The 13,860-nt window shown below is 66.3% G+C and carries 16 protein-coding genes; 5 read left to right on the forward strand and 11 right to left on the reverse strand.

Annotation, left to right across the window (positions count from 1 at the left end):
- Positions 1–30 precede the first annotated feature (30 nt).
- The gene (locus tag AB4Y99_RS02130; protein ID WP_081925034.1) at positions 31–204 is read left to right on the forward strand and encodes a DUF3309 family protein; all 174 of its coding nucleotides are present in this window, start codon (positions 31–33) and stop codon (positions 202–204) included.
- Positions 205–223: 19 nt separating this feature from the next.
- Here AB4Y99_RS02130 and lhpI read toward each other — a convergent pair whose 3' ends face one another.
- The 6 genes from lhpI to rpsA form a co-directional block, all read right to left on the reverse strand.
- The gene (lhpI, locus tag AB4Y99_RS02135) at positions 224–1,180 is read right to left on the reverse strand and encodes a bifunctional Delta(1)-pyrroline-2-carboxylate/Delta(1)-piperideine-2-carboxylate reductase (RefSeq protein WP_112764813.1); all 957 of its coding nucleotides are present in this window, start codon (positions 1,178–1,180) and stop codon (positions 224–226) included.
- 219 nt (positions 1,181–1,399) lie between these two features.
- On the reverse strand, positions 1,400–1,795 hold the full coding sequence (locus AB4Y99_RS02140; RefSeq protein WP_248311050.1) for a LapA family protein: 396 nt from the start codon (positions 1,793–1,795) through the stop codon (positions 1,400–1,402).
- Positions 1,796–1,886: 91 nt separating this feature from the next.
- The gene (gene ihfB, locus AB4Y99_RS02145; RefSeq protein ID WP_038357749.1) at positions 1,887–2,171 is read right to left on the reverse strand and encodes an integration host factor subunit beta; all 285 of its coding nucleotides are present in this window, start codon (positions 2,169–2,171) and stop codon (positions 1,887–1,889) included.
- Positions 2,172–2,199: 28 nt separating this feature from the next.
- Positions 2,200–3,171, reverse strand: coding sequence for a signal peptide peptidase SppA (sppA, locus tag AB4Y99_RS02150; RefSeq protein ID WP_441522196.1), 972 nt, complete (start codon positions 3,169–3,171; stop codon positions 2,200–2,202).
- Between the two features lie 62 nt (positions 3,172–3,233).
- Positions 3,234–4,523 (reverse strand): Hsp70 family protein, encoded by a 1,290-nt coding sequence (locus AB4Y99_RS02155; RefSeq protein WP_113252865.1) that lies wholly within the window; start codon positions 4,521–4,523, stop codon positions 3,234–3,236.
- Positions 4,524–4,751: 228 nt separating this feature from the next.
- Positions 4,752–6,461 (reverse strand): 30S ribosomal protein S1, encoded by a 1,710-nt coding sequence (gene rpsA, locus AB4Y99_RS02160; RefSeq protein ID WP_441522197.1) that lies wholly within the window; start codon positions 6,459–6,461, stop codon positions 4,752–4,754.
- A gap of 438 nt (positions 6,462–6,899) precedes the next feature.
- Here rpsA and AB4Y99_RS02165 point away from each other — a divergent pair, with 438 nt between their 5' ends.
- Both AB4Y99_RS02165 and AB4Y99_RS02170 read left to right on the forward strand, forming a co-directional pair.
- A complete protein-coding gene (locus AB4Y99_RS02165) occupies positions 6,900–7,457 on the forward strand; it encodes a LemA family protein (protein ID WP_038357742.1) in 558 nt (185 codons plus the stop codon).
- Between the two features lie 140 nt (positions 7,458–7,597).
- Positions 7,598–8,671 carry a M48 family metallopeptidase gene (locus AB4Y99_RS02170; RefSeq protein WP_191125451.1) on the forward strand — a complete coding sequence of 358 codons (1,074 nt, stop codon included), beginning with the start codon at positions 7,598–7,600 and terminating at the stop codon, positions 8,669–8,671.
- On the opposite strand, the gene AB4Y99_RS02175 is transcribed toward AB4Y99_RS02170, so the two are convergent.
- Positions 8,672–9,592, reverse strand: coding sequence for an NHL repeat-containing protein (locus tag AB4Y99_RS02175; protein ID WP_441522198.1), 921 nt, complete (start codon positions 9,590–9,592; stop codon positions 8,672–8,674).
- On the reverse strand, positions 9,582–10,190 hold the full coding sequence (locus tag AB4Y99_RS02180; RefSeq protein ID WP_038357738.1) for a 2-hydroxychromene-2-carboxylate isomerase: 609 nt from the start codon (positions 10,188–10,190) through the stop codon (positions 9,582–9,584). Before AB4Y99_RS02180 ends, AB4Y99_RS02175 begins: the two co-directional genes overlap by 11 nt.
- 346 nt (positions 10,191–10,536) lie before the next feature.
- Here AB4Y99_RS02180 and AB4Y99_RS02185 point away from each other — a divergent pair, with 346 nt between their 5' ends.
- Both AB4Y99_RS02185 and AB4Y99_RS02190 read left to right on the forward strand, forming a co-directional pair.
- On the forward strand, positions 10,537–11,769 hold the full coding sequence (locus tag AB4Y99_RS02185; RefSeq protein ID WP_038357736.1) for an argininosuccinate synthase: 1,233 nt from the start codon (positions 10,537–10,539) through the stop codon (positions 11,767–11,769).
- Positions 11,770–11,884: 115 nt separating this feature from the next.
- Positions 11,885–12,235, forward strand: coding sequence for a hypothetical protein (locus AB4Y99_RS02190; protein WP_441522199.1), 351 nt, complete (start codon positions 11,885–11,887; stop codon positions 12,233–12,235).
- Positions 12,236–12,253: 18 nt separating this feature from the next.
- On the opposite strand, the gene AB4Y99_RS02195 is transcribed toward AB4Y99_RS02190, so the two are convergent.
- The 3 genes from AB4Y99_RS02195 to fabI are packed head-to-tail and all read right to left on the reverse strand — an operon-like array spanning position 12,254 to position 13,858.
- On the reverse strand, positions 12,254–12,499 hold the full coding sequence (locus AB4Y99_RS02195) for a DUF2188 domain-containing protein (protein ID WP_441522200.1): 246 nt from the start codon (positions 12,497–12,499) through the stop codon (positions 12,254–12,256).
- 40 nt (positions 12,500–12,539) lie between these two features.
- Positions 12,540–13,061, reverse strand: coding sequence for a YcxB family protein (locus AB4Y99_RS02200; RefSeq protein WP_441522201.1), 522 nt, complete (start codon positions 13,059–13,061; stop codon positions 12,540–12,542).
- A gap of 26 nt (positions 13,062–13,087) precedes the next feature.
- The gene (fabI, locus tag AB4Y99_RS02205) at positions 13,088–13,858 is read right to left on the reverse strand and encodes an enoyl-ACP reductase FabI (protein ID WP_441522202.1); all 771 of its coding nucleotides are present in this window, start codon (positions 13,856–13,858) and stop codon (positions 13,088–13,090) included.
- Positions 13,859–13,860 lie beyond the last annotated feature (2 nt).

The following is a 13,860-nucleotide window of genomic DNA, read 5'->3' on the forward strand; positions in this document are numbered from 1 at the left end:
CTGTCGGGCGCAAACGACAAGGAAAACCTCATGTCCACGCTTCTGATCGTTCTGGTGCTGATCCTGCTGCTTGGCGGGGGCGGCTATTACGGCCATCGCAGCTATGGCCCGGCCGGGCTCGGCGGCGTCGTCGGCCTCGTTCTGGTCGTCGTGCTGATCCTGTGGCTACTCGGCGCCATCGGCGGCGCTCCCGTCCACGTCTGAGGCCTTTGAACGGCGCCGATCAACTCCGATCGGCGCCATGCTCCCAGACGGCCACCGCCGCCGCCAGATCCTCGAGCGCGACACCGACCGATTTGAACAGCGTGATGCCGCCGCCCTCGACGCTGCCCTGAACGCGCCCATGGCAGAGATCGGCCAAGGTGCCGGCGACCTTGTCGGCGCTGTAGCTGCCTTCGGCGATCGCGACGGCGACGTCGCCGCCCTCCTCGATCGCCTTGGCGGAATCGACGACGACGCGGGCGCGCTGCAGCGCATCGGCATCGGCCTCGCGCATCTGCATGGTGAAGCCGCCGATCAGGTCGAGATGAGCCTCGCGCTTGAGCCAGTGGCCATGGATCAGTGGCTCGGTCGCGTTGGTGGCGCAGGAGATGATATCGGCGGTGCGGACCTCGCCTTCGAGATCGGTCGTGGCGCGGGCCTCGATTCCGTCCTTCGCGAGTTCGGCGACAACGGCCTCGGCCGCCTCCGGCCGCCGCGCCCAGATCGCGATGTCGGTGAGCGGCCGCACCGAACGATGCGCCTTGATGATGAAGGGGGCGAGCGCGCCGGCACCGACCATCACCATATGGCTGGCTTCCGGATTCGACATGTAGCGCGAGGCCAAAGCGGAGGCTCCCGCAGTGCGCCAGAGCGTCAGCCGGTTTCCGTCCATCACCGCGAGCGGGCGCCCCGTCGTGCCGTCCATCAGCAGATAGGCCCCGAGGACGCCCGGCAGGTTGCGCTTGCCGTTGCCGAAGAAGACCGAGAGGATCTTGGTGCCGATATAGGGCTTTTCAGCCGCCGGACCGCTCCAGGCCGGCATGGTCAGCAGGATCGCGTCGTCCTCGCCGGGCCGTTCGATCGCATATTGCCCGCGCTTGGGCGCGATGACCTCGCTGCGGAAGGCGTCGTCCAGAATGTCGATCAGGGCGGGATAGCTCAGGGCCGCGTCGATTTCGGCCACATCGAAAAGGCGCATCGAGAACTCTTTGCTTTACCGCTTTGTCTGGACGCGAACCGGTATCCGCTTCGCTTGCGAAATGGCCTGCCGCCTCGGCTTTTCCCGAAAACCGCAGGCGATTTTTCGGGCCGATAGCTCGATCGCCGTGCGTCCTATCGGACGCAAAGTGACGATCTAGCTCTTTGTTTTTGCATCGGATTTTTCCGAAACATGGATTCCACTTTTCGGTCCGATGCTTTAGTTCCGCCCGTCGGTCAGGGCAGGCAGCGCCGAATCCGGCACGGCCGAGCGCAGCGCCTGCGTCTCGGAGCGCAGCGCCTCGACCTCGCGGCGGCCACGGCGCGCGGCCTTGCGGTGCTTGCCCTGGGCGAGCCAGGAGGCGAGCCCCCCGACGAGAACGCCGAGGAAGATCGCCGCCAGCACCACGGCGAAGAGCGGCACATCGTAGGAGAGCGCCGGCAGATCGCGGCTGAGCGGGTCGAACGAAACGCGCACCGCCCCACGGTTGGCAACCGAAAACAGCACGATCAGCAACGCGACCGGCACCAGAACCAACGCCTTGAAGAAGGCTTTCATCAGCGTCTCCGTGACGGTGCCGCCGGAGCGGCCGGCGGCGCCAGTGCCATCCGGCATTTCCCGGAAACACCGAACACCTCTAGCGCCTTGCTTTATCGCATTGTCTTCAAGCGAGCCGGCGTCCGCTCCGCTCAAAGATGCTCGGGGCTCAGGCCTTGCCGTTCAGGCGCAGGCGCAGCTCCTTGCCCGTCTTGAAGACGGGCACGAATTTCTCCTCGACCTCGACGGCATCCCCGGTGCGCGGGTTGCGGCCGATGCGGGCCGAGCGCGCCTTGCGGGAAAAGGCGCCAAAGCCGCGCAGCTCCACCCGGTCCCCACGCTCCAGCGCCTTCACGACCTCGTCCAGGATGGCCGAGACGATGTTCTCGATGTCGCGCTGATAGAGATGTGTGTTGCGGTCGGCAATCCGCTGGACGAGTTCCGATTTAATCATCGCTGGAATATAACCATCTGTATCAACATCACTTTTCAGCCGCAGGCTGCCAGAGCGCCAGAGGCTCGTCAAGCCGCAAGCCAACGGGCTGATCCGCCGCCCGCGCAATCGTCGCCGCCAGCCCGTCGAAGCCGGCGAGACGCGCCGCCACCTCTGCGAGGCTCCACAACCCGAAGCTCGACGAGCTGCTGCGCGGGCGCCAGTCGCGCACCTTCAGATCCTTGGCGACCTTCTTCTCGCGCTCAAGCCAGGCGATGCCCTCGCGCTCGCCGCCGAGCTCGTCGATCAGCTTCAGGCCCAGCGCCTGCCGGCCGGAAAAGACGCGTCCATCGGAGGCCGTGCCGAGCTGCGTATCGTTGAGGCTGCGCCGGTCATGCACCATCTGCTTGAACCAGCGATAATTGTCGTCGACCACGCTCTGCAGGGCGGCGCGAGCCTCAGGTGAGGTCGGCTCGAAGCCGTTCGGCGCGGCCTTCAGCGGGCTCGACTTGATCTCCTCGACCTTGACGCCGACCGTGCCCAGAAGCTGGCTGACATTGGGATACTGGAAGAGCACGCCGATCGAGCCGACGAGCGAGGTCTCGCGCGCGACGATGTGGTCGGTGCTCATGGCGGCGATATAGCCACCGGAGGCGGCAAGGCCGCCCACGACCGTCACCATCGGCTTCTTGGCCGCGAGCTCGCGCAGCGCGATGTGCAGCGCCTCGGCGCCGGAGGTGGTGCCGCCCGGGCTGTTGATGTCGAGCACGACGCCCGAGACAGCATTGCTCTCGCCGACCGACTTGATCAGGTCGAGCGTGCGGCGATCCCCCGAGATGAAGCCGGAGATGGAGATGCGGGCGATATGGGCGCTCGACAGCGAGGTCGCGCCGTCGCCCCGCCAGGCGAGGCCGCCGATCACCGCAGCCGCGATCACCCCGAGCACCGCCAGCACGCGCCAGAGCGTCAGCTTACGCCTGAGGCYGCGGCGGTCGGCAAGCAGATCGGCATCGGACGCCATCGGGAAACTCCTGTCGGCTGCGGGCCCGTGATGTAGCCCCGTCACGCTGGACGGGCAAGGCGTTACGCCGCGACCGAGGCGCGCGCCCGGTCGAGAGCGAGCAGCGCGAGCCCGCTCGCGACCGAGCGGAAGGCATCGCCGATATGGACCTTCTCGGCGCCGAAGCGCCGGTCGAAGAGCTGCCGCACCGCCGGCACATGCGAGGTGCCGCCGGTCATGAAGACGGCCTCGATCCGCCCTGCCGCGATGCCGGCCTCGGCCAGAGCCCGGTCGAGCGCCGCCTCGATCGCGCCGACATCCTCCGCGATCCAGCGCTCGAAATCGCTCCGGCGGATCGGGCTTTCGATGGTCACGCCCACCTGATTGAAGCGCAGCACCGTCTCATCCTGCTCCGAGAGCGCGATCTTCGCAGCCGAGACGGCGCGATAGAGCTCGTAGCCGAGGTCGTATTCGATCACGGTCAGCAGGTCCTCGAGCTTGCCGGGCTCGACCGCCTCGCGGATCAGCGCATTGAGTTCGGCCATGGTCTCCCGGCTCTTCATCAGAGAGAGCTTGTGCCATTGCGCGAAGGCGGCGTGGTAATGCGCCGGAACCGGCAGCAGCTTGTCGAAGGAGCGGTACTGCGTGCCCTTGCCGAGCGCCGGCGAGACGGCGTGCTCGATAATCCGGTAGTCGAAGGTGTCGCCGGCGACGCCGACACCGGCATGGGAGAGCGGGATGGCTTCCAGCCCCGCGCGCTCGCCGGGCTCGAAGCGCATCACCGAGAAGTCGCTGGTGCCGCCGCCGAAATCGGCGACCAGCATGGTCTGCGGCGTCTTCAGATCGCGCGCATACCAATAGGCGGCGCCCAGCGGCTCATAGGCGAAATCGACCTGATCCATGCCGGCCTTGCCGTAGGAGCCCTTCAGGCGCCCGAGCGCCAGCTCCTCGTCCGGCCGCTCGCCGGCGAAGACGACGGGGCGGCCCGAGACCAGGGGCAGCGCCGAAGCATCCTCCAGCCCTTCCGTCAGATCGCCGAGGAAGACGCCGATCAGGTCTTCAAGCTGGTAGAGCTTGCCGAAGAGCCGCGTCTCCTGGAAGGCGCGGCTGGAAAGATGCGTCTTGAGCGATTGCAGGAAGCGATGCTCGCTGGTCATGCCGAGCGCCATGTCGAGGGCATCGGGGCCGCTGACATGGGTGATGCGGGACTGCGGCGGCCGCCCCTCGCGCCAGAACATCAGCGCCGAGCGATAGGCATCGACCGCGCCCTGCTTCGTGGCGAAGGAACGCGTCACGACCGAGCCGTCGGCGCCAGCCAGCGCGACGACGCTGTTGGTGGTGCCGAAATCGATGCCGATGGCGGCGGGGGTCATGGCGAGATCCTTTTGTGGCGTCATGGTCGGGCTTGACCCGACCATCCCGGAAACCAGTGAATTCTGGTCACGAGATTTCCGGGTCTGCGCGTCGTTCATCCTTGGGCCGACCGAAGGTCGGACCCGCGGGCTCCGCCCGAGAATGACGGGTCGAGCCGAAACAAAAGCCCGCGCGGATTGCTCCGCGCGGGCTGTCTTGGATGTCCGGCCGCCGAAGCGGCCGAAACCTCACTTCTTGTCGGTGGTCGTGGCCTTCTTGAGGGCCGCGCCGAGGATGTCGCCGAGCGAGGCGCCGGAGTCGGCGGAGCCGTACTGCGCCATCGCCTCCTTCTCCTCGGCCATCTCCAGAGCCTTGATCGAGACCTGGATCTTGCGGGCCTTCTTGTCGAAGAGCACGACACGGGCGTCGATGCGCTCGCCGGCCGCGAAGCGCTCGGGGCGCTGCTCGGAACGGTCACGCGCCAGCTCGGCCCGCTTGATGAAGGTCATCATGTCGGTGTCGGCGATCTTCACGTCGAGACCGGACTCCTTCACCTCGACCACCTCGCAGGTGACGATCTGGCCCTTCTTGAACTCGCCGGCATCCACGAAGGGATCGCCGCCGAGCTGCTTGAGGCCGAGCGAGATGCGCTCCTTCTCGACGTCCACATCGAGAACGACGGCCTGCAGGACGTCGCCCTTCTTGTATTCCTCGATGACCTGCTCGCCCGGACGGTTCCAGTCGAGATCCGAGAGATGGATCATGCCGTCGATGTCGCCTTCCAGGCCCAGGAACAGACCGAACTCGGTCTTATTCTTGACCTCGCCCTCGACCGTCGAACCGGCCGGGTGCTGCTCGGCGAAGACTTCCCACGGGTTGCGGAGCGTCTGCTTGAGGCCGAGCGAGATGCGGCGCTTGACCGGATCGACCTCGAGGATCGCGACGTCGACTTCCTGCGAGGTCGAGACGATCTTGCCGGGGTGGACGTTCTTCTTGGTCCAGGACATCTCGGAGACGTGGATGAGGCCTTCGATGCCAGGCTCCACTTCGACGAACGCGCCGTAGTCCGTGATGTTGGYGACGCGACCCTTGAGGCGCGTACCGACCGGATAACGCTCGGCGATGCCGTCCCACGGATCGGCCAGCAGCTGCTTGATGCCGAGCGAGATGCGGTGCGTGTCCTGGTTGATCTTGATGATCTTGACCTTGACCGTCTGGCCGATGGTCACGACCTCCGACRGATGGTTCACGCGGCGCCACGCCATGTCGGTGACGTGCAGCAGGCCGTCGATGCCGCCGAGGTCAACGAACGCACCGTATTCGGTGATGTTCTTGACGACGCCGTCGATGACCTGGCCCTCTTCGAGCGAGGCGACGAGCTCGGAGCGAGCCTCGGCGCGGGTCTCTTCGAGGACGGTGCGGCGCGACACGACGATGTTGCCGCGGCGGCGATCCATCTTGAGGATCTCGAAGGGCTGCGGCTGGCCCATCAGCGGGCCGACGTCGCGGATCGGACGGATGTCGACCTGCGAACGCGGCAGGAAGGCCACGGCACCGTCGAGGTCGACGGTGTAGCCGCCCTTGACGGTGTTGAAGATCATGCCGGAGACCTTCTCGCGAGCCTCGAAGGCCTTCTCGAGCTTGACCCAGCTCTCTTCGCGGCGAGCCTTGTCGCGCGAGATGACGGCTTCGCCGAGCGCGTTCTCGATCCGGTCCAGATAGACCTCGACCTCGTCGCCGACCTTGATGTCCTGATCACGGCCGGGGCCGTTGAATTCCTTGAGCGCGACGCGCCCTTCCGTCTTCAGGCCGACATCGATGATCGCCATATCCTTCTCGATGGCGACGACCTTGCCCTTGATGACGGAGCCTTCCATCGCTTCGTTGCGCGAGAAGGACTCTTCGAGCAGGGCGGCGAAATCCTCGCGACCCGCGCTGTAGCTTTCAACTGCTGACATGTAATCTCCTGGAAGCCGGCCGCGTATCCCGCGGATGTCCGGCATGGGCCCCTGGCTGGTGCTGCACACCGGATCGTCGCCTGCGGCGCCTCCTCTTCGAAGGCTTCCGGCTCCTGAGAGCCGGTGGGCACCGGGCCACCGGTTCGATCCGTATCCTGAGGGGCGCTCCCAACACAAAACGGGAGCCGGTCTCGCTGACCGCCCCCGGCTCATGATCGATCACGACCCTTCGGACACGCCGGATTTAATGCAAGCTCCGCGCGAGAGCAAGGGCCACCGGGCGAGAGCGGCCGCGCAACGCCTTCCTTTCCCTCGCCGAGCGGCCCCGCCACACGGGTCACGCAGCGTCAAGATCAAGATGAAGGGTGCGGGTTTCGCGCGCAGCGGGTTTCGTGCCAGTCTGGCGCCGACAGGGCACGGGCTTGGGGAGAACGCTTCATGGGCTGGATCATTCTGGGGCTGATCGTCGTCCTCGCGATCTATGCGGTGATGACCTATAACGGGCTCGTCGCGATGCGGCAGCGCGTCAACCAGGCCTTCGCCGACATCGACGTCCAGCTCAAGCAGCGGCACGACCTGATCCCGAACCTCGTCGAGACGGTGAAGGGCTACGCAACCCACGAGAAATCGACGCTGGATGCCGTGATCGCCGCCCGCAACGCGGCGCAGGGCGCGAGCAGCGTCCATGACAAGGCGGCAGCCGAGCAGCAGCTTTCCGGCGCGGTCGGGCGGCTGCTAGCGCTGGGCGAGGCCTATCCCGACCTCAAGGCCAGCGCCAATTTCCAGCAGCTCCAGGTCGATCTCGGCAATGTCGAGGACAAGCTCGCGGCGGCGCGGCGCTTCTTCAACAATGCGGTCGGCGAGTTCAACGCCGCGATCCAGGCCTTCCCCGCCGTGCTCTTCGCGCCGCAGATGGGCTTCACCCAGCGCGAGTTCTTCGATGTCGGCCCGGAAACCCGGGCCCAGATCGAGGTCGCGCCCAGCGTGAAGTTCTGACGGAAGGCCGGCGCTTACGGCCTGAAGCGCGTCACGACCCTGCGGATTCGCTCCTGCGTGTCAGGTCTTTGGTGTTTCGCATGTCGTTTTCACAAAACCGCTGCGCACTTTCGCGCGACATGCTTTAGGGAGCGGCAGCGATGGCGCAGGCCTTCGGGCTCTACACCCATCAGCGCAACAACCGGATCAGGTCCAACTTCCTGATCGCCGGGCTCTTCCTGCTGGTCTATCTCACGACCTGGGGGCTGCTGCTCGTCGCCTATGGCTATGGCGGCGTGCCCTATGGCCGCAGCGCCTTCTCGGAAGCCAACCGGATATTCCTGTCGTGGTTTCCGTTCGTCACGCTGGCGACGATCCTGTGGGTCTTCATCGGCTTTCGCATGAACGTCGCGCTGATCGGGGCGGTGACCGGCTCGCAGGGCATCACCCAGGCGGAGAACCCCAAGCTCTACCGGATGCTCGAGAATCTCTGCATCTCGCGTGGCCTGCCGATGCCCCGGCTCGCGATCATGCAGAGCGATGCCCTCAACGCCTTCGCCAGCGGCGTCAACGACAAGCAGTTCACCGTGACCGTCACCAGCGGCCTGCTGGCGCAGCTCGACGACCGGGAGGTCGAGGCCGTGCTGGCGCATGAGCTGACGCAYATCCGCAATGGCGACGTCCGGCTGATGGTCGTCGCCGTGGTGATCGCCGGCGTGATCTCCTTCGTCGGCGAGATGATCTTCCGCGGATTCGGCCGCAGCCGGATCAGGATGTCGTCGGACGATTCCAAGAAGGGCAACGGGCTCGCCGTCCTCGTCGGCGTCGCGGTGATCGCGATCTCCTGGTTCCTTGCCATCCTGATCCGGCTCTCGCTGTCGCGCTCGCGGGAATATCTCGCCGATGCCGGGGCGGTGGAATTGACCAAGAACCCCGACGCGATGATCTCGGCCCTGCTCAAGATCTCGGGCCGGGCCGATATCGACGGCGTGCCCTCCGGCGTCATGGACATGTGCTTCGAGAACGATCCGGACGATTTCGCCGACCTGTTCTCGACCCACCCCTCCGTCACCAAGCGCGTGCAGGCGCTGATCGAGACCGCCGGCGGGCGCATGCCGGCGATGCCGCCGCACCCGCCGAAGCTCGCCGAGCGACAGGACCTGCCGACCATGGTCGAGGAGAGCGTCGCGCGCGGGCCGTGGTCGCGCCCGCCGCAGGGGCCCGCAGCGGGCTGATCAGGCGGTAAGCTTGCCCGGATCGATCTCGAAGACGAGCGGGTAGAAGGTGTCCCAGCGACTCCAGCGCTTCGAGCCCGCTTCGCTCACCGCCCAGAGCTTGCCATCGGGAGCGCAGCCCAGATCCTCGATGCCGCCGGGGGCCGGATAGCGCGCCAGCACCGCGCCGGTCTTCGGATCGAGACGCGAGAGAAAAGCCGGCCTGTTTCCGGCGCTCTGCGAGAGCCAGAGGTCGCCCTTCGGATCGAAGGTGGCACCCTGCACGATCTGCGGCAGCGGCAGGGTCAGCGTCGCATCCTCCGGCTCCACGGGCTTTTCGTCGCCGGGCAGGAGGCGCTCCGCCGGCACGGCGTAGAGGCTGGGCGCGCCCGTGCGGCGAAAGGCTCCGAACCAGAGCATCCCGCCGGACGCGGCCAGAAAGGACGGCCCCATCGTCTTGTCGATCAGCCTCTCGCCGAGCGGGACGCATTCGCCGGTGTCGCAGGAACGCGCGAAATCGAGCGACAGCAGCCGCCCGGAATTGGCGACGAAGACGGTCTCCCCGAGCACCGCGAGGCCGCCGGGATGGCCATAGGTGGCCGGCAAGGCGAAGCTGCCGAGCAGGCGTCCGTCCCTGCGCGCGAGGCGGAAGACGCGGGCCGGACCATTATCCTGCTCCAGCGTCTCGCTCCGGTAGGCGGCGACGAGGATCTCGTCGCGGAAAACCGTGAGCCCCTGCGGCACGAAACCGTCATTCAGCCCCGGAGCCCAGTAGCGGCGCCCGATCGCCTGCTCGTTCGGCACCGCTCCGAGCTCACGCGCATCATAGTGCGGCTCGTCCCCCGGCAGGCGCGGCCGCGCCAAGGCGGCGGGGGCGAAGAGGAGACCTGCTGCCGCGACGAATGCGCCGCGGCGCGTGAGGCCAGCAGCCTCAGCGGCCATCGCGAGCCCAGTCGAGCGCTTCCTCGAGGCGGTCGTCGCCCCAGAACAGCTCGTTGTCCCCCGTGACGAAGAAGGGCGCGCCGAAAATGCCGATCGACTTGGCGTACTCGATCTCCGCGCGCAGGCGGCCCTTCACCTCTTCGCTGCGCGAGAGGGATATCGCGCTGCCAGGATCGCCGCCCGCCTCCTTCAAGGCGGCGCTGAGCACGGCCTCCTCGGCGATGTTGCGGCCTTCGCAGAACTGGGCCCGGAAGAGGGCCTTGGAGAAGGCCGGCGTCCAGCCACCATCCCGCCCGGCGAGAGCCAGCCGGGCCGCGGTCAGCGAATTCTGCGGAAAATTCTCAGGCTTGACCATCGTGATGCCCTGCCGGCCGGCGCGCCTGGCCGTGTCGCGCCACATATAGCGACCCTTGCTCGGATAGAGCGCGAAGGGCGACGTGGTCCAGCCCTGGGCTGCGAAGATCGGGCCGAGCAGGAAGGGGCGCCAGCGCAGCTCGACGCCGGCATTTTCGGCCAATTGCTCGATTCTCAGGGCGCTCAGGCAGGAATAGGGCGACGCGAACTCATACCAGAAGTCCAGAACGGGACGATTCGGCATTCAGCCTCCGAATTAGGTGGTCATGTCGTGTCGCGCCCGAGCGAGCCTGCGCCCTTCGGGATACGACTGCAAGCGCCGCGAAAGGGCGCGCGGCGATACCCATCGGCGCCTGGCGGCACCGATCCATCACGGAACGACGCGAGATCGATCAGAAGGTTCCGATTGCGTCGCCCCGATGGCTGCGATAGTGCGCCATTGCGTCCGAAACGCGGCCCGAGCGGCCGCCGGAACATTTCCGCGCTTCTTCGAACCGCGAAAATGCTCTAGGTCGTTGTTTTGTCGCATTTTCTTCACGCGGATCGATACCCACTCCGCTCGAAAATGCTCTAGCTGGAATTTGACACAGATGGCTGACAGCAGCGTGAAGAAGGTCGTTCTCGCCTATTCCGGCGGTCTCGACACCTCGATCATCCTCAAATGGCTGCAGACCACCTATCGATGCGAGGTCGTGACCTTCACCGCCGATCTCGGCCAGGGCGAGGAGCTCGGCCCGGCGCGCGACAAGGCGCTGCTGCTCGGCATCAAGCCCGAGAACATCTTCATCGAGGATCTGCGCGAGGAGTTCGTGCGCGACTTCGTCTTCCCGATGTTCCGGGCGAATGCGCTCTATGAGGGCGTCTATCTGCTGGGAACCTCGATTGCACGGCCGCTGATCGCCAAGCGCCTGATCGAGATCGCCGAGAAGGTCGGCGCCGATGCCGTCTCCCATGGGGCGACCGGCAAGGGCAACGACCAGGTCCGCTTCGAGCTGACCGCCTATGCGCTGAAGCCCGACATCGCGGTGATCGCGCCCTGGCGCGAATGGGATCTGCGCTCGCGCGAGCAGCTCATCGCCTTCGCCGAGCAGCACCAGATCCCGATCGCGAAGAACAAGCGCGGCGAAGCGCCGTTCTCGGTCGACGCCAACCTGCTGCACGCCTCCTCGGAAGGCCGCGTCCTCGAGGACCCGAACGAGGAAGTGCCGGACTATGTGTTCTCGCGCACGATCTCGCCGGAGGAAGCGCCGGACAAGCCGACCGTCATCACCATCGGCTTCGAGAAGGGCGACGCGGTCTCCATCGACGGCCAGAAGCTCTCCCCGGCGACGCTGCTCGCCAAGCTCAACGACCTCGGCCGCGACAATGGCATCGGCCGGCTCGACCTGGTCGAGAACCGCTTCGTCGGCATGAAGTCGCGCGGCATGTACGAGACGCCCGGCGGCACGATCCTGCATGTCGCCCATCGCGCGATCGAGTCGATCACGCTCGACCGCGGCGCGGCGCATCTCAAGGACGAGATCATGCCGAAATATGCCGAGCTGATCTATAACGGCTTCTGGTACTCGCCCGAGCGCGAGATGCTGCAGGCGCTGATCGACAAGAGCCAGGAGTTCGTCGCCGGCGAAGTCCGCCTCAAGCTCTACAAGGGCGGCGTCCATGTCATCGGCCGCTCCAGCCCGTACTCGCTTTATGACCAGGATCTCGTCACCTTCGAAGAGGGCGCGGTCGCCTACGACCATCGCGATGCGGCCGGCTTCATCAAGCTCAACGCGCTGCGCCTGCGCACGCTCGGCCAGCGCAAGAAGAAGCTGGGGCTGTAAGGCGGCCGAACTCCACCATCGCCCGGCACACGCGATAGCGCGTGCCGGGCACGCTTTATGAACCGCGGCCCTGTTCGCGCGTTCAGCACTCACCTTTCATCGTGAGTGCCTTTGCATGAACCGTTTCGCTCCGCTTGCCGTTCTTGCCACGCTGCTGGCCGCCGCACCTGCCTCGGCACAGGAAGTGCCGCCCGGCAGCAAGCCGGCAACGCCGGAGATCGCGACCTGCAAGAGCGCGGCCCTGCAGGCGGTGTCCGCGAAGGAACCGGATATCAAGGACATCTATATCGACGAGGACGGCGCCACCGTCGCCGTGTCGGAATCGAAGATCGAGGCGATCCCGGTGACGCGCATCGTCATGGCCGAGGCCTATCTGCAGACCGACCGCTCCGACAAGCCACGCCGCTTCCTCTGCCTGCTCGGCGAGAAGAACAAGGTGCTGCTGACCTTCTTCACCTCGCGCTGAGGCGCGCGGCAACGGGGCTCAGCTTTCGTCGATGACCTGCGTCGCGGGCCGGTCGCGGCCATCCGCCAGCTCCTCGTGCCACCGGCCGTCCCCGTCCTGATAGACGATTCCGTCCGTGTTGCCGGCGAGCGTCTGGCGAGCCGCGGCCGAGGTGGCCGCCTTCAGCGCGGCCTCATGCGAGCGAAAGGTTTCCGACAGAACGTCGCCAACCTTATAGGCCCAGCCACCATCATGCTCGACGACTTCATACCTGACGATCGGCATGGCAACCTCCGTTCAAAAACCGGAAACCTCGCCCGCGAGCTCAGGTTCCGGCCTGCTGCGAAAGGAAACGGCGTAGATCCTCGACCTGTTCAGGCTCGAGGGCTCTCTTCGGCAGGATTTGATAGGTCGCGGGATGCGGCCAGAGCAACAGCAATCTCTCGTTCTCGAGCCAGCGCCAATAGATCGGCCAGCGATTCATCGCATGGCCGGAGGTGGTTTCCGAGGTGAGGCCCTCCTCGTTCCAGCGGTAGTGCAAGGGAGCCTGGAAGGCCGGCACGACGCGAAAATTGCGCCGCGCGGCGCGGGGGCCGAGCAGCAGGACGATCAGGACCGGCAGGCCGAACACCAACAGAAACGCGCCGAAGGCGCAGAGCAGCGCGGCCCCAGCCAGCCCGCCGGGCAATTCCCCATTCAGCGACAGCGTGAAAAGGACAACGGCGACGATCCACAGCAGCAGTTGCTTCCACCGCCCCGACGGATTGCGCAAACTGTCGTGCAGGATCAGCCTCTGTGCCGCGACGAGATCCGCCTCGCCGATCTCGACAATGGCCTCCCGCCGCATCGACAGCCTCGCCTTTGCGCCTCGCCTCAGGCCTCGCCCTGATCCGCCGCGCGCAAGCTCTCGAGCGCCGGCATCGAGGTGATGTGATAGCCGGCGTCGACATGATGGACGTCGCCGGTCACGCCGCCGGAGAGGTCGGAGAGATAATACAGCGCAGAGCCGCCAATCTCGTCGAGCGTCACCGATTTGCGCAGCGGCGAATTCGCCCTCTGCCAGGACAGCATGGCGCGCGCATCGGAGATGCCGGCGCCGGCCAGCGTACGGACGGGCCCGGGTGAGAGCGCGTTGACGCGGATGCCGCGCGGGCCGTAGTCGCCGGCGAGGTAGCGCACGCTCGCTTCCAGTGCCGCCTTGGCGACGCCCATGACGTTGTAGTTCGGCATGAGGCGCATCGAGCCGCCATAGGTCAGCGTGATGATGCTGCCGCCATGCGGCATGCGCTCGGCCGCCCGCTTCGTCGCCTCGGTGAAGGAGAAGCAGGAGATCACCATGGTGCGCGAGAAGTTCTCGCGGCTGGTGTCGGCATAGAGGCCCTTGAGCTCGTTCTTGTCCGAGAAGCCGATGGCGTGGACGAGAAAATCGAGCGTATTCCGCTCGGGATCGCCGCCCCAGGCCTCGTCGAGCTTGGCGAAGGTCGCATCGACCGAGGCGATGTCCTCGACATCGCAGGGGATGACGAGGTCAGAGCCGATGCTCTGCGCCAGCGGCTTCACACGCTTGCCCAGCGCCTCGCCCTGATAGGTGAAAGCGAGTTCGGCGCCATGCGCGTGGAGGGTCTTCGCGATGCCCCAGGCAATCG

This window comes from Allobosea sp. TAB14 (assembly GCF_052113865.1).
GTDB classification, from domain to species: domain Bacteria; phylum Pseudomonadota; class Alphaproteobacteria; order Rhizobiales; family Beijerinckiaceae; genus Allobosea; species Allobosea spartocytisi.